Raw genomic sequence first — 19,463 nt, 5'->3', positions numbered from 1 at the left:
GGTCCCGGGCGGCATCGACCGCCGCACGCGCCGAACGGCGACTCGCCGCGGCCTGCTGCTGCCCGAGTCGGTGGCCGACTTCGCGGAGGTCCAGGGCGACGGTCGCCGGTTCGGCGGCCTCGACGCGGACGCGGCTCACCTCGGCGAGCCGGCGCGCACGTCGCGTGGGCAGGTCGGTCATCCCGTGACCTAGGCCGGGGCGATACCCGGGTTGCTCCGCGGGGTCCGGGTCCGCTTGGGCTTGGCCGGCGGCTCGGAGTCGATGCCGCCGTCGACCGCACCGGCGTCCACCGGCGACTTGTCCTTCGCGAGGCTGATAGCCGGCAGGTCGCTGACCGGACGGTTCTCGCTCGAGAGCCACTGCGGCCGTTCCGGGAGCTTCTTGACGTCCTTGAAGATCTCGGCGAGCTCGTTGTGGTCGAGCGTCTCCTTCTCCATGAGCTCTGCCGCCAGGTGGTCGAGGATCTCGCGGTTGTCGTTGATGACCTGGTAGGCCTCGTCGTGCGCCTGCTCGAGCAGCGCCCGGGTCTCGGCGTCGACGGCCTCGGCGATGTTCTCCGAGTAGTCGCGGCCCGAGCCCATGTCGCGGCCCATGAACGGTTCGCTCGACCCCTGTCCGAGCTTGATCGATCCGACCTTGCGGCTCATGCCGTACTCGGTGACCATTTTCCGGGCGGTGCCGGTGGCCTTCTCGATGTCGTTCGACGCGCCGGTGGTCGGGTCGTGGAAGACGATCTCCTCAGCGACACGGCCACCCATGGCGTAGGTGAGCTGGTCGAGCAGCTCGTTGCGCGTGACCGAGTACTTGTCCTCGAGCGGGAGCACCATCGTGTAGCCGAGGGCACGACCGCGCGGGAGGATCGTGATCTTCGTCACCGGGTCGGTGTGCCGCATCGCCGACGCTGCCAGGGCGTGTCCGCCCTCGTGGTAGGCGGTGATGAGCTTCTCCTGGTCGTTCATCACCCGGGTCCGACGCTGCGGCCCTGCCATGACGCGGTCGACGGCTTCGTCGAGGGCACGGTTGTCGATGAGCTGCGCGTTCGACCGCGCGGTGAGGAGCGCGGCCTCGTTGAGGACGTTCGCGAGGTCGGCACCGGTGAACCCGGGGGTCTTCCGGGCCAGGACGTCGAGGTCGACGCTCGCGGCGAGGGGCTTGCCCTTGCCGTGCACCTCGAGGATCTGCTTGCGGCCGTCCATGCCCGGGGCGTCGACGCCGATCTGGCGGTCGAAGCGGCCGGGACGCAGCAGCGCCGGGTCGAGGACGTCCGGCCGGTTCGTCGCCGCGATGAGGATGACGTTCGTCTTGACGTCGAAGCCGTCCATCTCGACCAGGAGCTGGTTGAGGGTCTGCTCGCGCTCGTCGTTGCCGCCGCCGATGCCGGCACCACGGTGCCGGCCGACGGCGTCGATCTCGTCGACGAAGATGATGGCCGGGGAGTTCTGCTTGGCCTGCTCGAAGAGGTCGCGGACGCGGCTCGCACCGACACCGACGAACATCTCGACGAAGTCCGATCCGGAGATCGAGAAGAACGGGACACCGGCTTCACCGGCGACGGCGCGCGCGAGGAGGGTCTTGCCGGTCCCGGGAGGGCCGTACAGCAGCACGCCCTTGGGGATCCGGGCGCCGACGGCCTGGAACTTGGCGGGCTCCTTCAGGAACTCCTTGATCTCCTCGAGCTCCTCGATCGCCTCGTCCGCACCGGCGACGTCCGCGAACGTGACCTGCGGGTTCTCCTTGTTGTTCATCTTCGCTCGGGACTTGCCGAACTGCATGACCTTCGAGCCGCCGCCCTGGGCGCTCGAGAGGATGAACCAGAAGATCGCGCCGATGATGAGGAACGGCAGGACGATGCCGAGGAGCGACAGGAACCAGTTGCCCTGGTTGACGATGTCGTTGTAGCCCTTGGACAGCTTGGCGTCGTCGATGGCGGTGACGACGTCCTCGCCGCGGGGGGTCGAGTAGTAGAACTGCTCGGTCGTGCCGCCCTGCTTGAGGACGAGGTCCACCCGCTGCTCGGTGGAGTTGACGGTCGCGGAGGCCACCTTGCCGTCCGCGAGGAGTTCGAGGCCCTTCTGGGTGGTCGTCTGGCTCGTCCCGGCGTTGGTGAGGATGCTGAACGCGATCCAGATGCCGACGATCGCGAGCACGACGTAGGGCAGAGGTCCACGGAGGATGCGCTTGAAGTTCATGTGATCTGGGCAGTCCGCCCGACACCTTTCTCTGCCGAAGAAGCTTGGGAATCAGCATACGGCCGCGATTCTGTGGGCCGCTTGGATGTCCTCCGAGAGCGAAACCAGAGCGCACCCCGGATCCCCGGGGTGGCGGGATCAGCTGTAGACGTGCGGTGCGAGCACCCCGACCCCACGGAGGTTCCGGTAGCGCTCGGCGTAGTCGAGGCCGTAGCCGACCACGAACGCGTCCGGGATGTCGTAGCCGACGTACTTGACGTCCACCTGCACCTTGGCGGCCTCGGGCTTCCGGAGCAGGGCGACGATCTCGACGCTCGCGGCCCCGCGGGAGCGCAGGTTCTGCTGGAGCCAGGACAGCGTCAGCCCCGAGTCGATGATGTCCTCGACGATGATGACGTCCCGCCCGTGCAGGTCGGTGTCGAGGTCCTTGAGGATCCGGACGACACCGCTCGACTTGGTGCCGGAACCGTACGACGACACCGCCATCCAGTCCATCGTCGCCGAGAGCTTCAGGTGCCGGGAGAAGTCCGCCATGACCATCACCGCGCCCTTCAGCACCCCGACGAGCAACGGGTCCCGACCGGCGTAGTCGGCCTCCACCGCCAGGGCCAGCTCGGCGAGACGGGCGTCGATCTGCTCGGCGGTGAAGAGGACCTCGCTGAGGTCGTCCTGGACGTCGGAGAGTTCCACGGGATGGAGTCCTTCAGTGCTGGGGGGTGGGGGTGGCCGCGGCGAACGCGAGACGGGCGCCGACCCGCTCAACCCTAACGCCGGGGAGGTCGAGCGGACCCTGCCCGGACCAGTCCGTGACGAGCCGGCACACCTCGAGCGTCTGCTGCCGGGACAGCACCACCCCGAACTCGCTCTCGACCGCGAGCCGGACGAGCCGTTGCCGGAGCGCCGCCGGGTTCGACGCGAGACCGACGACGGAGAGCGCGATGCCCGCCTCCGAGTGCTCGCTCAGTTCCTCGGCGAGTTCCTCGGCGAAGTGGTCGAGGGCTGACGCGTCCTCGCGGAGCTGGTCGGCGGTCCGGGCGAGCGCCTCCGGCACGCCCGGACCGAGTTCGGCCTGGAGGCTCGGCAACACCCGTTCCCGCACGCGGACCCGCGTGGATGCCGGGTCCGCGTTCTGCGGGTCGGTCCACGGGTCGAGGTCGCTGTCGGCGCAGGCCTGGTGCGTGACGGCCCGACGGACGCCGAGGAGTGGCCGACCGATCGACGGGCCGACGGTCAGGGCGTGGTGGTCGGTCCGCGGTCGTGCGAGCGGGGCCATGCCGGACAGGCTGTCGGGGCCGCTCCCCCGCGCGAGCCCCAGCAGCACGGTCTCGGCCTGGTCGTCGAGGGTGTGGCCCACGAGGACGAGTGGTGACCGTTCCGCGGTCGCGACGGCCGTGAGCGACCGGTACCGGGCCTCCCGTGCGGCGGCTTCCGGACCACCCGCGGTCCCGACGACCGTGCGCTCGACGACCACGGGTGCCAGGCCGAGTGCGGTTGCCTGGCGGGCGGCGGTCGCCGCGACCTCGGCGCTGCCGGCCTGCAGGGCGTGGTCGACGACCACCGCGCCGGCGCGGAGCCGTTGCTTCGGGGCCTCGAACGCCGTCGCCGCCGCGAGGGCCAGGGAGTCGGGTCCGCCGCTCAGGGCGACGAGGACGAGGTCCCCGTCGGCCAGCACCCCCTCGGACCTGGCCGTCGCGAGGCCGTTCCGGACGGCGAGACGGACCTCGGCCACCGCCGGGGAGAGCCGGGGTCGGTGCATCTGCATTGTGTAACGTTATCCGCGCTTCGATCCCCCGACACCTCGCAGAGGAGACCACCACATGGGCGCGTACGACGTCGTCATCGAGATCCCCAAGGGCAGCCGCAACAAGTACGAGGTCGACCACGAGACCGGTCGCGTGTACCTCGACCGGGTGCTGTTCACGTCCTTCGTGTACCCGACCGACTACGGGTTCTTCGAGAACACCCTCGGACTCGACGGCGACCCGGTGGACGCGCTCGTCCTCCTCGAGTACCCGACGTTCCCCGGGGTCGGCGTGAAGGTCCGCCCGGTCGGCGTCTTCAAGATGAGCGACGAGGCCGGCTCCGACGCCAAGGTCCTCGTGGTCCCGGCGAAGGACCCCCGCTGGCAGCACATCCAGGACATCGGCGACGTCGACGAGCAGACCAAGGCGGAGATCGCGCACTTCTTCGAGCGCTACAAGGACCTCGAGCCGAACAAGTGGGTCAAGGCCGAGGGCTGGGGCGACGCTGCCGAGGCCGAGGAGATCGTCGCGGCCGGGTTCGCCGCGTACACCCCCTCGCACTGATCCACCGGCGCCCGCACGACACGACGCGATCCACCCCGCATGACCGCAGCACGCGGTGCGGGGTGGATCGCGTCGTTCCGTCGGGCCGCGCCGGGCTACAGCGAGCCGGTCGGGCGGGCGACCATCGGCTGGATGTCCGTGGTGTAGACGAAGTACTTGCGGACGCTCGCGCCCGGGTGCGGTGCCTCGACCATGGATCCGCCGCCGGCGTAGATCGTGTCGTGGTAGAACCCGCCCGCGTTGGCGTAGAAGATGATGTCCCCGGGCTGCGCCTGGGAGCGAGGGACGAGTCGGCCGAGTGACTTGAAGTAGTTGTACTGCTGGCCGACCCCGTACCCGCCGGTCGCGACGCCCTGCGCGGCGTAGGAGGCCCGGACGAGACCCGAGCAGTCGTAGGCGTTCGGGCCCTGTTGACCGAGCTGGTACGGCTTGCCGATCTGGGCCGTCGCGAAGGCGAGTGCGGCGGCGCCCTTGGACGGGGTCGGTGCGGGGCTCGGTGCTGGTGCGGGGGCCGGGGCCGGGGCGGGTGCGGGAGCCGGCGCGGGGGCGGGGGCCGGGGCCTTGGACGGGGAGGTGCTGCCGCCGCCGGTCGTGGTCGGCGGGGTGCTCGTGCTGCCGGTCGTCCCGCCGCTGCTGCTGCCGCTGCCGGTCGCGCTGGTGCTGCCGCTGCTCGTGCTGCCGGCGCCCGTGCTGCTGCTCGGGCTGCCGGCGCTCGTCGTCGTCCGGGCCGGTGCCGCCGACGCGAGGGCCGCTGCCGCCGCAGCCGCCTCCTGGGACTCGAAGTACGCCGACTCGGTCGCCGCCGTGGTGCCCTTGAGGTACGCGAGCTGGTCGAACAGCGTCGACTGCTGCGACTGGACGTCCGAGAGCTTCGTCGCCGATGCCGCAGCGGCGTCGTTCGCGGCGTCGAGCGAGGACTTCGACGCGGCGGCCGCGGCCTTCAGCGCGTCCTTCGCCACCGATGCCTGGGCCTTGACGGCGTCCACCTGGCGCTGATCGGTCTCGGCCTGGGCGAGGATCCCGGCGGAGCGCTCGGAGAGGTGCGACATCGCGCCGACCTTGTAGAGGAGGTCCTTGGCGTCCGAGCCGTCGGTGAGCATCGACGTGGAGAGGTCCCCGCCGCCCGTCCGGGACAGTTCGACGACGAGCCCGGCGACCTGCTGCGCCGAGGCCTTGGCCTTCGTGGCGGCTGCTCGCGACTGGCGGTCGAGCGTGTCGACGGCGTTCTGCGCGTCCTGCTGCTTCGCAACGGCCCGCGAGTACGACTCCCCGGCCTGCTGCGACGCGATCGAGGCCTCCGTCGCCGTGTCCTGGAGCGACTGCAGGGAGGACGTCATGGCGTCGATCTGGGTCTCGGTCGCCGCCTGGGAGGCCTTGGCCGCCTGCACGTCGGCCCAGCTCGGGGCCGAGGCGATGCTCGACGAGCCGCCCGAGCCCGAACCGCCCGTGCCCGGTGCGGCGGTCGCCGTGGTGCAGGTCGCGAGCGAGAGCGTGAGTCCGACGACGGCGAGGGTCGCGGCACCTCCGATCAGAGAGCGTGCGGGCTTCATGTGGGGTCAGGGCCTCCTGGGCGCGCTCGTGGTCATACCGAGATCCCCCGCGCAGCCATGAAGGGGACCGGGTCGACGGCAGCGCCGTTCACCCGGGTCTCGAAGTGGAGGTGGCAGCCCGTCGACCAGCCGGTGGACCCGACGCGCGCGATCTGCTGCCCCGCCTGGACGGTCTGCCCCTGCTGGACCAGGAAGCCGCCGTTGACGATGTGCCCGTACGCGGTGGAGACGCCACCGCCGTTGTCGAGGATGACCTCGTTGCCGTAGCCGCCGCCGTTCGCCGCGAACAGCACGGTCCCGGCGTGTGCGGCGTAGATCGGCGCACCGCAACTCGGTGCGAGGTCCACGCCGGCGTGCAGCGCGTAGGCGTGGTTGTACGGGTCGATGCGGTAGCCGAAGGGGCTCGTCTGCCCACCACCGGAGGGCCGGACCCACCCGGAGGCGTTCGGCGTCGCGCTCGCGGCCCTCGCCTGCCGAGCTGCCTCGGCAGCGGCCGCTGCGGCGGCGGCCCGAGCCGCTTCGACGCCCTTCTGGTAGTTCGCCTCGACGTCGGACGCGTTCGTCGTGAGTGCGGTCAGCTGGGCGTCGAGTCGTGTCTTGTTGTCGCTCTGGTCCGAGAGCGCGGACTCCGCGGCGGACGAGGCGTCGTTCGCGGCCTGCAGCTTGGTCTGCGCGTCGTCACGGAGTGCGCCGAGGGCCCGCTTCGCGACGTCGGCCTGGTCGGCGAGCGACTGCGCCGTGCCCCGGGCCTGGCTCGCCTGCTCGTAGATGCCGTCGGCCTGCTCGGTGAGCTTCGACATCGCACCGAGCTGGTAGAGCAGGTCTCCCGCACCGGTCGGGTGCGTGAGCAGGTTGCTCGTGACGTCGCTGCTGCTCGACCGGCCGAGCTGTGCGGCGAGCTGGCCGGCCTGGGTCTCGGACGCCGCGGCGGTCTCCTCGGCGGCCCGTGCCTGCGTCACGAGCTTCTGCTCCCGGAGACTCGCCTCGTCGAACTTGGTCTGTGCGGTCTGGTAGACCTGCCCGGCCCTGGCCGCTGCCGCCTGGGTGTCCGACACCTTCTGCTGGAGGGAGGTGATGAGCGCGTTGATCTCGTCGACCTTGGCCTGCTGCGCGGCCGCGGAGGCCTTCGCCGCCTGGACGTCCGCCCAGCTCGGGTAACTCGTGGCCGATGCCGTCGTGGCGGACCCGGTCGCGGCGAGCATGCCACCGGCGAGCGCGACGACCACCGCGAGGGCGACAGCTCGGCGACGCGAGGGCACTGCTCGGCGGAGGGGCGTGGTGGAAGAGGTCATGGTCTCGATTTCGTAACAGCGCGGCATGGCTCACGCACGTAACACTGTCAACAGACGTAACAGTAACAACAGGGGTGCCGACGCTTCCACCCCCCTGAGCGAGGGGGCAGGCAACGCCGACGACGGCACGCGGAAGTACCGACAGCACGGTTTCTCCTCCGGGCGAGTGAACCTGTCGGAGCACCGTCCGGCGGGGGCGACACGCCGGGGCGACCGGTGGCCGTCCACTCGGTTTGGAATTCGCGGCACCCTTCCGTATGCTTGTCCCTCGGTAGCGGGAAAGCATCGCTGACGGCCCCATCGTTTAGTGGCCTAGGACACCGCCCTTTCACGGCGGCAGCACGGGTTCGAATCCCGTTGGGGTCACCGTGGTCATGGGACACCGTCAGCAGCAGCACCGAGATCGCAACTCAACATGGCCCTGTAGCGCAGTTGGTTAGCGTGCCGCCCTGTCACGGCGGAGGTCGCGGGTTCAAGTCCCGTCAGGGTCGCCATGGCGTCCGGTCCACGGATCGGCGCGTCTCGGGGTCGCTCTTCGGAGCGGCCCCTTCGGCTGGGTAGCTCAGTTGGTAGAGCGTTCGACTGAAAATCGAAAGGTCCGCGGATCGACGCCGCGTCCAGCCACAGCAGCACAGAAGGCCCCGGGTTCGCCCGGGGCCTTCGTCGTGCGTGCGGCGCCGCGCGGTGCGCCGCTCGGACGCGCGCGGGGGGCTGCGGAGCTCGACCGCTCTCCGGCACACTGACCGACATGGGGAACGACGACGCCGCCACGACGCCCGCGCCGACCGTGTGGCGGAACAGCGCGTTCCTCCGGCTCTGGGGCGGGCAGACCGCGAGCGCCGTCGGCACACAGCTCGCCGGCCTCGCCGTCCCGACGCTCGCGGTCACCGTCCTCGCGGCGTCGACGTTCCAGATCGGCCTGCTCAACGCCCTCGAGACCGTGGCGTTCCTCGTGATCGGGCTCCCCGCCGGCGCCTGGGTCGACCGGATGCGGAAGCGCCGCGTCATGCTCACGGCGGACCTGCTCCGCGCCGTGCTGCTCGCGACCGTACCGGTGGCGTGGCTGCTCGGCGTCCTGACGATCTGGCACCTCATGGTCGTCGCGGCACTCGTCGGCGCGGCCACCGTGTTCTTCGACGTCGCCTACCAGAGCTACCCGCCCCGCATCGTGCCCGCGGCGATCCTGCACGACGCGAACGGCAAGCTGGAGGGATCACAGCAGGTCGCCAGGGTCGGCGGCCCCGCGGCGTCGGGGGCACTCCTCGCCGTCCTGGAACCGGCCGTCGTCGTGGGGATCGACGCACTGAGCTTCCTCGTGTCGTTCGTTTCCCTGTCGACGATCCGGGACGACGAGAGCCCGAAGCCGAAGCACGAGCGACTCCCCCTCGTCACCGAGATCCGCGAGGGCCTCGCGTTCGTCGTCCGCCAACGACTGCTCGTCCGTGTGGTGATGACGACGGCCGGGTCGAACTTCTCCTCGACGATCTCGTACACGATGCTGCCGCTCCTGGTGCTGCGTCACCTCGACCTCGGCACGGTCGTCTGGGGGGTCGCGACGAGCGTCGGTGCGGTCGGCGGGTTGCTCGGCGCGGTGTTCGCGGCACGTTTCGCGAAGCGCTTCGGCGAGGGGACGTCCATCCCCCTGGCCGCGGTCCTCAGCGGGGTCGGCGCACTCCTCCTCGCGAGCCCGGGACTGTTCCCGCCGGTGGCGGTGCCCCTGCTCGTGGTCGCTGAGCTCCTCACGAGCTTCGGCGTGCTCGTCTACAACATCACGCAGCTGACCTACCGCCAGCGCATCTGCCCGCCGGAGCTCCTCGGCCGGATGAACGCCTCGGTCCGGTTCGTCGTGTGGGGCGTGATGCCGATCGGCGGGTTGGTCGCGGGGCTCCTCGGCACCTGGCTCGGTGTCGAGGCGACGATGTGGACCGCCGGCATCGGGACGCTCCTCGCCTCGGTGCCCGTCGTGGTCTCGCCGCTCCTCGGCATGCGCACCCTGCCGACGGAACCGGTCGCCGCACGGTGAGGCGGGATCCCGGGAACGCGACACGGAGGGGCGCAGACGACAGCAGTCCCGTCGGAGTGCGGGCAGGACGACAGCCTCGCAGGCACGGACGCGACCGCCCGCCGGACAGGACGGGGCGGGAACGACGCGAGCCGCGCCTCCAGACCGGTGCGGACTGGAGGCGCGGCTCGCGTGACGCGCGCGCGTCCCGGACCTAGGACAGACCTGCGAGCACCCCGGCGAGCGCGTCCATCGCGAACCCGAGCTCGTCGTCCGTGACGACCAGCGGTGGGGCGAACCGGATCGTCGACCCGTGGGTGTCCTTGACGAGGACGCCGCGCTCCATGAGGCGGAGCGAGACCTCGCGGCCGGTCGCGAGCGCGGGGTCGATGTCGATGCCGGCCCAGAGTCCGGCGATCCGCGAGCGCTCGACGCCGTTGCCGACCATGCCGTCGAGCGCACCCCGGAGCACGGACTCGCCCGCCGCCGCACGGGCCTGGAACGTCCCCTCCTGCAGCATCGTGACGACCTCGAGTCCGACGGCGGCCGCGAGCGGGTTCCCGCCGAACGTCGACCCGTGCTCGCCGGGACGGAGGACGCCCAGCACGTCGGCACGACCGACCACCGCGGACACCGGGACGATCCCGCCGCCGAGGGCCTTGCCGAGGGTCATCAGGTCCGGCCGTACGCCGACGCGGTCCACGGCGAACGTCGCACCGGTGCGCCCGAGGCCCGACTGGATCTCGTCCGCGATGAACAGCGCGCCGTGCTCGTCGCAGATCGCCCGGACCGCCGGCAGGTAGTCCGCCGGCGGGATGATGACGCCGCCCTCGCCCTGGATCGGCTCGAGCAGGACACCGACCACGGTGTCGTCCATGGCCGCGGCGAGCGCGTCGGCGTCCCCGTAGGGCACGATCCGGAAGCCCGGCGTGTACGGGCCGAAACCCGCACGTGCGACCGGGTCGTCCGAGAACGAGACGATCGTCGTGGTGCGGCCGTGGAAGTTCCCCGCCGCGACGATGATCGTCGCCTGGCCGTCCGGGACGCCCTTGACGCGGTAGCCCCAGGCGCGGGCGACCTTGACGGCGGACTCGACCGCCTCGGCGCCGGTGTTCATCGGCAGGACCATGTCGGTCCCGGCGAGGTCCGCCAGCGCCTCGGCGAACGGGCCGAGGCGGTCGCTCGAGAACGCGCGGCTCGTCAGGGTCACCCGGTCGAGCTGTCGTTTGGCGGTGTCGACCAGTCGTGCGTTGCCGTGTCCGAAGTTCACCGCGGAGTACGCCGCGAGCCCGTCGAGGTACCGCGTGCCCTCGACGTCGGTCAGCCACGCGCCCTCGCCCGTCGCGATGACGACCGGCAGCGGGGCGTAGTTGTGCGCGAGGGTGCGGCCCTCGCGTTCGACGGCGTCAGCGGTCCGGGCGCCGGTCTCGACGCCGGACATCAGGACTCCTGTGCCGTGCTCGTGCCGGTGCCGACCGGGTGCAGGTCGAGCGTGCAGCACTTCACGCCGCCACCGCCGAGCAGGAGCTCGGACAGGTCGACGCCGATCGGGTTGTAGCCGCGGTCCCGGAGCTGCTGCTCGAACGTCGTCGCCCGCGAGGCGATGACGACGTTGTACCCGTCGCTGTAGGAGTTCAGTCCGAGGATCGCCGCGTCCTCCTCCGTCGCGATGACCGCGTCCGGGAACCGTTCGCGGAGGATCGCGAGGGACGCGTCGTCGAACGCCGACTCGAGGTAGGCGATGTTGCTCGTGCCGTCCGCGGTGGGCTCCGGGTCGAGCACCGCGATCGCGGTGTCGAGGTGGTAGAAGTTCGGGTTGACGAGCTTCAGCGTCACGACCTCGCGGCCGTAGACCCGCGCGATCTCCTCGTGCGAGGTGCTGTCGCTCCGGAACCCGGTCCCCGCGAGGATGACGTCGCCGACGAGCAGGAAGTCGCCTTCGCCCTCGTTCGTCTCGACCGGCTCCGCGACCCGGAGGCCGGCGTCCCGGAACCAGTCCATGTACGCCGGGCCCTCGGGCTGGCGCTCCGGGTACTGGAACTTCGCGCCGTAGGCGACGCCGTCGAGCACGAAGCCGCCGTTCGCCGCGTAGACCATGTCCGGCAGGCCGTCGATCGGGTCGATGAGCGCGATGTCGAAGCCGAGCTGCTCGTACACGTCGTACAGCGTCTGCCACTGCGCGACGGCCTTCGACGTGTCGGTGGGGTCCTCGGGGTGCATCCACGGGTTGATCCGGTAGCTGACCGTGTAGTGCGTCGGCTTGCACATGAGGATGGTGCGCTTCGTCGCGGTGCGGACGGGAGCGGCGGACTGGGCGGGAGCCGGGTTGGACACTTGATGTCTCCTGGAACCGGGGTCCCGAGCCTGTCAGGGAACCACCATCTCGGAAGCTGCAGGCGAGATGCAGGCTCACTCACCCGTTGTCACGAGGCGGACCAGGTCGACGCCGTGGCCCAGTCTGGCACGGCACCCCGGGCACTCGTAGCCCCAGGACCGGGGGTGTGAGGTCACGCAGGAAACGTGCGTGGACACGGTGTCGACGCAACGACCGCGCGTACGATGACGGCAATGGACTCGCTCGACCACCGCATCCTGGACCAGCTCCGGGAGAACGCCCGCGCCGGCTACGGCGACATCGGGTCCGTCGTCGGGCTCTCGGCATCGGCCGTCAAGCGGCGCGTGGACCGGCTCGTCGCGGACGGGGTGATCCAGGGGTTCACGATCAAGGTCGACCCGGCGGTCGAGGATCGTGGGACCGAGGCCTGGGTCGAGCTCTACTGTCGTGGCACCGTGTCGCCCGACGAGCTGCGCGTGCTGCTCGAGGGCGTCCCCGAGGTCGTCGGTGCCGGGACCGTCACGGGGAGCGCCGACGCCGTGGTGCACATGCGGAGCCGGGACCTCCCGTCGCTCGAGGAGGCCCTCGACCGCGTCCGCCTCGCCGCGCACGTCGACCACACCCGGAGCGCGATCGTCCTGTCACGACTGGTCTCCCGCGAGACGGCATGACCGCGCCGACGCCGATCACGCCGTCCGCTCCGGCGCTCCCCGGCCGCGCGTTCGTCACCCAGGGGTGGGGCGACGTCGTGTTCCTGCACTGGCGGGTGGACGTGTCGGCCGTCGCGCCGCTGCTCCCGGCGGGGACCCGACCGGACACCATGGCAGCCGACGGGTCCGACGACGGGACGACCACGTGGGTCGGGCTCATCGGGTTCGTGTTCCGGGACACCGCGTTCCCGCCGCTCGCCCCGATGCGACGACTCGGCACGTTCGTCGAGGTGAACGTCCGCGTGTACACGGTCGACGAAGCCGGACGACGGGGCGTGGTGTTCCTGTCGCTCGACGCCGGGCGGTTCCTGCCCGCGGTCGCGGCCCGGACGATGCTCGCGCTGCCGTACCACTGGGCGCAGGCCGCGGTGCGGCGCGACGGGCCGTCCGTGTCCTACGCGATACGGCGGCACGGGTCGTCACTGCGTTCCCGGTTCGACGTCACGATCGGCGACCGGATCCCGACACCGACGCCCGTGGACCAGTTCCTCACGGCGCGCTGGGGCATGCACGTGCGGCGGGCGGGCGTCACGCGGTTCTGGCCGAACGAGCACGCGGCATGGGAGCTCCACCGAGCCTCATGCGACGTCCTGCACGACGACCTGCTCGGGGCCGCCGGGCTCCCCCGGTCGCTCGCCGACGTCCCGCCGGACTCCGTCCTGTGGTCCCCCGGCGTGCAGACGGGCTTCGCTGCGGGCACTCGCTGACCGGCGCGCCCCGGGTCGTCCGCGCCGACCGCGCCGCGCCGACCGCTCTGCGCCGCGCCGCCTGCTCTGCGCCGCGCCGAGCGTGCAGTTCCGCCCCGTGTCCGAGCCGAACACGGGGCCGAACTGCACGGTAGACGGGCGGCGGCGCGCCGCGGCGGTCGACGGTCGACGGGCAGCGGGCGACGGGCGGTGGGCGACGGGCGGCGGGCGGCGGGCGGTGGAGCACGGTGGGACGTCCGCCGACGCTCCGAGTGCGTCCTCCAGCGCGATCGCGTCGCCGCCGAGGAGCCGGATCCGCGCCCCCGGACCGCCGAAGGCCGTGTGCGGGATCGGCTCGTAGCTCGGGGTGAGCGCACGCGTGAGGTCGTCCTGCTCGTCGTCCTCCGCACCGGCCGACCACTGCTCGCGGAACACCGCCCCGCTCGCAGCGCGGCGCAGCCAGTCGGCGTCGGACTCGACGACGTGGTCGACGACGTGCAGCGGAGGACGGCTCCCGGCGAGCAGCTGGACGAGGGTCCCGGGGAGCGGGACCGCCGTGCTCAGCAGCACGTGTGCCCGTGCAGCGGTCGCGGCGGCGAGCACGCGGACGAGGTCGCCCGTCGGCGCGCCCTCGGAACGGCGGACGATCACGGACTGCGGCCGGTACCGCAGCACGTTCCGCTCGACGACGAGTCCCGCCGGGTCGTGGGGGACGCCGTACTCGGAGGCGCGCGCGGCGACGTCGCTCAGCGCACCGGCACGGACCTGGTCGAACTCCTCGAACGTGAGCCCGGGCCGGGACGCCTCGATGAGGTTCGTGACCCGCGCCGGGAGACCGTGCAGCTGGATGGACTTGTGCACCGGCCGGGGCGACCGTTCGAACCGGCCGAGCGCCGCCACGTACAGCGACCCGCCGGGCTTGGTGCCGGTCCCGACCGAGGACCGTCTCCACCCGCCGTAGGGCTGCCGCCGGACCCGCGCGCCGGTGATGCCGCGGTTGACGAACAGGTTGCCGGCCTGCACCTGGTCGATCCACTGCGCCACCTCGTCGACGTCGAGCGAGTGGATGCCCGCGGACAGGCCGTAATCGGTGCCGTTCTGGATCGCGATCGCGTCGTCCAGGGTCTCCGCGGTCATGATGCCGACCACCGGACCCGGGTACACCGTCTGGTGGAAGTCGCTGCCCGGGCGGACGCCGTCGCGGAGCCCCGGGGACCAGAGCCGCCCGGAGTCGTCGAGGGGTTCCGGGCGGAGCAGCCAGGACTCGCCGGGGCCGAGCTCGGAGAGCCCGGCGCGGAGCGCCGCACGTGGTTCCTCGATGAGCGGTCCCATCTGCGCCGACGGATCGTCCGGCCATGCGACGCGGAGGGTCCGGACCGCGTCGACGAGCTGTCGACGGAACCGTTCGCTCTGCGCGACCGACCCGACGAGGACCACGAGCGACGCGGCAGAGCATCGCTGGCCGGCGTGCTCGTAGGCGCTCGCGACGATGTCCTGCACGGCGCGGTCGAGGTCGGCGGCGGGGGTGACGACCATCGCGTTCTTGCCGCTCGTCGCGGCGGTGAGCGGGAGCCCGGCCCGCCACCACCGGAACGACCGCGCGGTCTCGGGTGAGCCGGTGAGGACCACCCGGTCGACGGTCGAGTGCCCGACGAGCTCGCGGCCGAGCTGGTCCTCGTCGATGTCGACCAGCGCGAGGAGCGAGTGCGGCACCCCGGCGTCCCAGAGGACGTCCGCGAGCACCGCGCCGGAGCGCTTGGCCTGGGGAGCGGGTTTCAGGACGACACCGGACCCGGCGGCGAGCGCGGCGAGCACGCCGCCGGCCGGGGTCGCGACCGGGGTGCTCCAAGCGGGCACGACGACCGTGAGCCGCGGCGGCACGAACGTCGCGTCGGTGATGTCGGCGAGGTGCCGGGCGCGGTCCGCGGCGTGGTGGGCGTGGTCGATCGCCTCGCTCACCTCGGCGTCGGCCTCGGTCAGGGTCATGCCGGTCTCGGACGACATCACCTCGATGAGGTCCGCGCGCCGCTCCTGGAGTTCGTGGCCGATGAGGTCGAGCAGTTCGGCCCGGACCTCCGGGTCCTGGCGGCCCCAGTTCACGCCGGCCTGCGCAGTCTGTGCGACGATGCGTTCGAGCCGACCGCGGTCGACGACGCGGGCGTTCCGGATCGTCTGGCGGCCGAGCGTCGACGCCGGCACGCGACGGAGGACCTCGCCGGCCCAGGCCCGGTTCGCGGCGATGGTCGGGTCGGTGTCGGCCGTGCTGCTGAAGCCGTCCCGGAGCACGGGCTCGCCGAGCGGGACGGAGCGGTCCTCGGCGCGGAGCGTGCGCGGAACGGGGTCGGCGAGCGCCGCGACGGACTCCCGGTACCGCTGTTCCTGGCGTGCGGACGCGCCGCCGTCCGTGTCCACGGCGAACGCGCTCGCTGCGGCACCGTCACTGCTCGCGCTCTCCTGGAGCCGTCGAGCCAGGTACCCGATCGCGGTGTGGAACGCGTCGGGCTGGACGACCGGGGCGAGGAGCCGGATCCGTCCGACGTCGGCCCGGACGGCGTCGGCCGAGGTCGCCGTCATGCCGAGCAGCATCTCGACGTCGAGCGAGTCCTGCACGCCCCGGCGTCCCGCGAGCACCCACGCGGTCGCCAGGTCGAACAGGTCGTGCCCCGCGACCCCGACCCGGACGGCGTCGGTGCGCTCCTCGGTGAGCGCGCTGTCGAGCATCCGAAGGTACGCGGTGTCGGTCTCCCGCTTGCTGCCCCAGGTCGCGAGGGGCCGGTCCTGCAGGAGCGACTCGACCCGCTCGGTCGACCAGGACGCGCCCTTGACGATGCGCACCGAGATGGGCGCGCCGCCCCGTGCCCGCCGGGCGATCGCCCACCGGGTGAGCTCGTCGAGCGCCCGCTGGGCATCCGGCAGGGACGCCTGCAGAACGATGCCGGCCGACAGTCCGCTGAACTCCGGCCGGTCGAGCAGTGTCCGGAACACGGCGAGCGTCACGTCGAGGTCCCGGTGGTGCTCCATCGCGAGGGTGACGAACCCGGCGGGCTGACGGTCCGCCGCGGTCCGGTACAACGGGACGAGCCGGTCGACCGCGCGGCGCACGGTCTCGTCGAAGGCCCACAGGGACAGCTGCGGGACCGCGGCGGCCACCGTGGTCGTGACGTGGTCGACGTCGTCGCGGGCGAGGAGGTCCATCGTGCCCTGGAGCCGACGGTCGGACTCCGCGCTCCCGAGCACGGCGTCGCCGAGGAGGGTGACGTCGAGCTCGGTGCCCGGTCCGGCGATCCGGGCGAGTGCCTGTCCGAGCTTGGCGGGCGTGGCGTCCATCACGAGGTGTCCCGCCATCCGGCGGAGGATGCGTCGCGCGGTCGGGATCACCGCCCAGGGCATCATCTGGGCGAACCCCCCGCCGACGGTCACGGCACCGCGGAGGTACCAGGCGAGGGGGTCGGGGACGTCCTGCGCCAGCCGTTCCAGGTTCGCAGCGGCGACCTTCGGGTCCTCGGGGCGGATCACCCGGTCGATGAACCCGAGCGTGAAGTCGAGGCCCCGTTCGTCGCGGAGCACGTCCGCGAGCCGGGCTGCTCCGGGGTCCGGTCTGACCCCCGCCGACGCGGCGAGCCAGCGCCGGACGAGGTCGACTGCGTCGTCGGTGCAGTCCTCGAGGCGCGCGTCCGGCATGCCCCGATGCTATGCCGGACCACCGACCGGAACTGGAGGACACCTGCACGCGGTCGGTCAGTACGCTGGACCGCATGCCGACCGGAGGTGACGCGCACGACTGGACGACGTGGGACGCGTTCCACGACGTCTGGCGCCGCCTCGACCGAGCGCTCGACCGCGCCGTCCAGGAACAGGCCGGCATCTCGATCCCGGAGTTCGAGATCCTGATCGGGCTGCACCGCGACCCGGACCACCGGCTGCGCGTCCGCGACGTCGCGGCGGGCATCGGCTGGGAGAAGAGCCGCGTGAGCCACCAGGTGACCCGGATGGTCGCGCGGGGACTCGTCGAACGCGCGGACTGTCCGAGCGACGGTCGCGGGAGCTGGGTGACGATGACCCCGGACGGCCGCCGCGCGGTCCTCGGCGGGATCCGCGCCCACACCGCGGCGCTCGAGCAGCTGTTCTGGGGTCCGCTCGGCGACGACACCGCGGCGGTCCGCGCCGCGTCGCAGCGCATCCTGACCCGGCTGGGCCCGGACCTCGACGACTGACCCGGGCGCGTCCCGCAGCGCGCCGTGGGGTCAGCGCCGACGGGGTCAGCCCGGGGTCGGCACCGACGCCCATCGGGGCCGACGCCCAGCGGGGTCGGCGCCGAGCGGGGTCAGCGCACAGCGGGGTCAGCGCGCAGCGCGCAGGCCTTCTTCGAGCGGAGTGGTCGGGCGGCCGATGAGCCCCGAGAGCTGGGACGTGACCTCGGCGAGGGTGCCCTCCGCGATGTTCGCGTCGAGTGCGGCGACGAACCCGGCGGTCCCGGCGTCGAGACCCGCCGCCTCGAGCCGTCGGACGTGCTCCGCGCCGTCGACCTGCACGAGTGCGACCGGCTCGCCGAGCACGTTCGAGAACGCCGTCGCGAGGTCGGCGAAGGTCCACGCGACGTCGCCGCCGAGTTCGTACACGGCGCCGTCGTGGCCGTCGGTGGCGAGGACGACGGCGGCCGCCTCGGCGTAGTCGGCCCGCGATGCGCTCGCGACGCGGCCGTCACCCGCGCTCGTCAGGAGCTCGGAGGTCGCCGCGGCCTGGTCGAGCTGCTGGAGGTAGTTCTCCGTGTACCAGTTGTTCCGGAGGATCGCGGTGGGGATGCTCGACGCGGCGAGGAGCTCCTCGGTGGCCTTGTGCTCCGGTGCGAGCACGAGCGTGGTGTCGTCCGCTCGGGGCGCCGACGTGTACGCGATGAAGCCGACGCCCGCTGCGGTGGCGGCCTCGACGACGGAGCGGTGCTGCTCGACGCGCTGGCCCACCTCGCTGCCGGAGACGAGCAGGAGCCGGTCGACGCCCTGGAACGCCTCGGTGAGGGCGGGGACGTCGCCGTATGCGGCGGTGCGGACGGTCACGCCGAGCTCGGCGATCGGTCGGGCTTTCTCGGCGTTCCGGACGACGGCGACGACGTCGGCGGGGTCGGTGCCGCGGGCGAGGAGTGCGTCGACGACGAGGCGTCCGAGCGCGCCGGTGGCGGCGGTGATGGCGATGGTCATGCCGGCACCAACCGGTCACCCGGCCGCCCCATTCCCCAGCCCCGGGCCCCGAGCCCCGAGCCCCGAGCCCCGAGCCCCCAAGGGTCGCGACGAGGGTCAGTGGTGGCGGTGGTCCTGGATCGTCATCCGCGGGCCGAAGCTCGGCTTCCGGAACCCGCTGCCCCCGATGAGCCGCATCACCCGCTCGCGGTGACCGCGCCACGGTTCGAGCAGTTCGAGCATGCCGTCGTCGTCGACCGGCGCCCCGACGAGCGCCCACCCGACGACCGCGGGCAGGTGGTAGTCACCGACGCTCGGGGAGTCCGGGTCGCCGTGGGAGCGCTGCGCGGTCTCGGCGGCCGTCCACACCCCGACCCCCGGGATCGACATGAGCCGGCTCGCCACGAGCTCCCCGCCACGACCGAGCGTCAGCGTCCGTTCGAGCGCCGGCGCGACGCGCATCGCGCGCATCACCGTCGCCGACCGGCCGGGCTCGATCCCGGCACGGTGCCACTCCCAGCTCGGGATCCGCGCCCAGGTCGCGGCGTCCGGCGGCACGACCATGCCGTCCGGTGCCGGCCCCGGCGCGACCGTCCCGAACGCCCGCACGAGGTACCGCCACGCGCGCCACGCCTGCCGCGAGGTCACCTTCTGCTCCATGATCGCTGGGACGAGCATCGCCACGACGGTGTTCGTACGGCAGAGTCGTAACCCCGGTTGACGGTGTCGGGCCGCACTGAGGAAGGCGTTGCCGGACACGTCGAGCTCGGACCAGTCGTCGCCGCGGCCCAGCATGTCCGGGACGTGCGTGACCGCCCAGTCCGCGCCGTCGCCCCACGCGGTGACGTGGACCTCGGCCGCCGCCGACCGGATCGCGACGGTCGCCGGGCCCGCCGGCGTCCGGAGTGCGAGCCAGGTCGTGCCCTCGACCTGTCGGAACGCCGGGTCGCCCGCGCCGCGGCTGAGCGGACGGAGGGTCGCGGGGACGTCGACGTGATGGCCGGGTCGGTAGACCGTGTCGCGCCGGGTCGGGGGTGCAGCGGGCGCCGGACTGGAGGCCCGACCCGGGTCCGCCCCGCGGGCGCTCGTCCAGCGCGGGTCGGGTCCGGCACCGTGGCGGGCGTGCGCCGACCGGGTCGCGCGATCCGGGCCTCCCGTCCGACCGCGCACTGCTCGCGAGCGCTCGGCGGGTTCGACGGACATGCAAGGGATCGTACG

General features: G+C 72.4%; 14 protein-coding genes, 3 tRNA genes and 1 pseudogene. 8 read left to right on the top strand and 10 right to left on the bottom strand.

Annotated features, from left to right (window positions below; translation table 11 throughout):
- Positions 1–189: 189 nt before the first annotated feature.
- The 3 genes from ftsH to tilS all read right to left on the bottom strand — a co-directional run bounded on the left by ftsH (position 190) and on the right by tilS (position 3,952).
- Positions 190–2,190, bottom strand: coding sequence for an ATP-dependent zinc metalloprotease FtsH (ftsH, locus tag ACO0E0_RS03795; protein ID WP_422870072.1), 2,001 nt, complete (start codon positions 2,188–2,190; stop codon positions 190–192).
- A gap of 138 nt (positions 2,191–2,328) precedes the next feature.
- A complete protein-coding gene (gene hpt / locus ACO0E0_RS03790) occupies positions 2,329–2,880 on the bottom strand; it encodes a hypoxanthine phosphoribosyltransferase (protein ID WP_422870071.1) in 552 nt (183 codons plus the stop codon).
- A gap of 13 nt (positions 2,881–2,893) precedes the next feature.
- Positions 2,894–3,952, bottom strand: coding sequence for a tRNA lysidine(34) synthetase TilS (gene tilS / locus ACO0E0_RS03785; RefSeq protein WP_422870070.1), 1,059 nt, complete (start codon positions 3,950–3,952; stop codon positions 2,894–2,896).
- A gap of 55 nt (positions 3,953–4,007) precedes the next feature.
- Here tilS and ACO0E0_RS03780 point away from each other — a divergent pair, with 55 nt between their 5' ends.
- Complete coding sequence (locus tag ACO0E0_RS03780; RefSeq protein ID WP_422870069.1) at positions 4,008–4,496, top strand: inorganic diphosphatase; 489 nt, start codon at positions 4,008–4,010, stop codon at positions 4,494–4,496.
- Positions 4,497–4,591: 95 nt separating this feature from the next.
- On the opposite strand, the gene ACO0E0_RS03775 is transcribed toward ACO0E0_RS03780, so the two are convergent.
- Both ACO0E0_RS03775 and ACO0E0_RS03770 read right to left on the bottom strand, forming a co-directional pair.
- Positions 4,592–6,046, bottom strand: a complete 1,455-nt coding sequence (locus ACO0E0_RS03775) for a C40 family peptidase (protein WP_422870068.1) — start codon at positions 6,044–6,046, stop codon at positions 4,592–4,594.
- 32 nt (positions 6,047–6,078) lie between these two features.
- Positions 6,079–7,338, bottom strand: coding sequence for a M23 family metallopeptidase (locus ACO0E0_RS03770; protein WP_422870067.1), 1,260 nt, complete (start codon positions 7,336–7,338; stop codon positions 6,079–6,081).
- 293 nt (positions 7,339–7,631) lie between these two features.
- Between ACO0E0_RS03770 and ACO0E0_RS03765 the strand changes: the two genes are divergently transcribed.
- The 4 genes from ACO0E0_RS03765 to ACO0E0_RS03750 all read left to right on the top strand — a co-directional run bounded on the left by ACO0E0_RS03765 (position 7,632) and on the right by ACO0E0_RS03750 (position 9,361).
- Positions 7,632–7,704 (top strand) — tRNA-Glu (locus ACO0E0_RS03765).
- 51 nt (positions 7,705–7,755) lie between these two features.
- Positions 7,756–7,832: transfer RNA gene (locus tag ACO0E0_RS03760), tRNA-Asp, on the top strand.
- A 57-nt stretch (positions 7,833–7,889) separates the two neighbouring features.
- Positions 7,890–7,962, top strand: a tRNA-Phe gene (locus ACO0E0_RS03755).
- A 124-nt stretch (positions 7,963–8,086) separates the two neighbouring features.
- Positions 8,087–9,361, top strand: a complete 1,275-nt coding sequence (locus ACO0E0_RS03750; protein WP_422870066.1) for an MFS transporter — start codon at positions 8,087–8,089, stop codon at positions 9,359–9,361.
- Positions 9,362–9,554: 193 nt separating this feature from the next.
- On the opposite strand, the gene rocD is transcribed toward ACO0E0_RS03750, so the two are convergent.
- Positions 9,555–10,781 (bottom strand): ornithine--oxo-acid transaminase, encoded by a 1,227-nt coding sequence (gene rocD, locus ACO0E0_RS03745; protein WP_422870065.1) that lies wholly within the window; start codon positions 10,779–10,781, stop codon positions 9,555–9,557.
- Positions 10,781–11,674 carry a dimethylargininase gene (gene ddaH, locus ACO0E0_RS03740; RefSeq protein ID WP_422870064.1) on the bottom strand — a complete coding sequence of 298 codons (894 nt, stop codon included), beginning with the start codon at positions 11,672–11,674 and terminating at the stop codon, positions 10,781–10,783. The genes rocD and ddaH overlap by 1 nt, the downstream gene beginning before the upstream one ends.
- 234 nt (positions 11,675–11,908) lie before the next feature.
- Between ddaH and ACO0E0_RS03735 the strand changes: the two genes are divergently transcribed.
- The gene (locus ACO0E0_RS03735) at positions 11,909–12,346 is read left to right on the top strand and encodes an Lrp/AsnC family transcriptional regulator (RefSeq protein ID WP_422870063.1); all 438 of its coding nucleotides are present in this window, start codon (positions 11,909–11,911) and stop codon (positions 12,344–12,346) included.
- On the top strand, positions 12,343–13,092 hold the full coding sequence (locus tag ACO0E0_RS03730) for a YqjF family protein (protein ID WP_422870062.1): 750 nt from the start codon (positions 12,343–12,345) through the stop codon (positions 13,090–13,092). The genes ACO0E0_RS03735 and ACO0E0_RS03730 overlap by 4 nt, the downstream gene beginning before the upstream one ends.
- A gap of 915 nt (positions 13,093–14,007) precedes the next feature.
- Here ACO0E0_RS03730 and ACO0E0_RS03725 read toward each other — a convergent pair.
- A pseudogene (locus ACO0E0_RS03725) lies at positions 14,008–16,398 on the bottom strand (bifunctional proline dehydrogenase/L-glutamate gamma-semialdehyde dehydrogenase); the annotation flags it as partial.
- A 428-nt stretch (positions 16,399–16,826) separates the two neighbouring features.
- On the opposite strand from ACO0E0_RS03725, the gene ACO0E0_RS03720 reads away from it, so the two are divergent.
- Positions 16,827–17,285 (top strand): MarR family winged helix-turn-helix transcriptional regulator, encoded by a 459-nt coding sequence (locus ACO0E0_RS03720; RefSeq protein ID WP_422870061.1) that lies wholly within the window; start codon positions 16,827–16,829, stop codon positions 17,283–17,285.
- Between the two features lie 126 nt (positions 17,286–17,411).
- Here the strand turns inward: ACO0E0_RS03720 and ACO0E0_RS03715 are convergent, their stop codons facing one another.
- Both ACO0E0_RS03715 and ACO0E0_RS03710 read right to left on the bottom strand, forming a co-directional pair.
- Positions 17,412–18,266 (bottom strand): SDR family oxidoreductase, encoded by an 855-nt coding sequence (locus tag ACO0E0_RS03715; protein ID WP_422870060.1) that lies wholly within the window; start codon positions 18,264–18,266, stop codon positions 17,412–17,414.
- A gap of 96 nt (positions 18,267–18,362) precedes the next feature.
- On the bottom strand, positions 18,363–19,448 hold the full coding sequence (locus ACO0E0_RS03710) for a DNA-3-methyladenine glycosylase family protein (RefSeq protein WP_422870059.1): 1,086 nt from the start codon (positions 19,446–19,448) through the stop codon (positions 18,363–18,365).
- Between the last annotated feature and the right edge of the window lie 15 nt (positions 19,449–19,463).

Source organism: Curtobacterium phyllosphaerae, assembly GCF_049341865.1.
GTDB lineage: Bacteria > Actinomycetota > Actinomycetes > Actinomycetales > Microbacteriaceae > Curtobacterium > Curtobacterium phyllosphaerae.
Note: the sequence above shows the minus strand (reverse complement) of the source record. Positions and strands in the feature narration are given on the sequence as shown.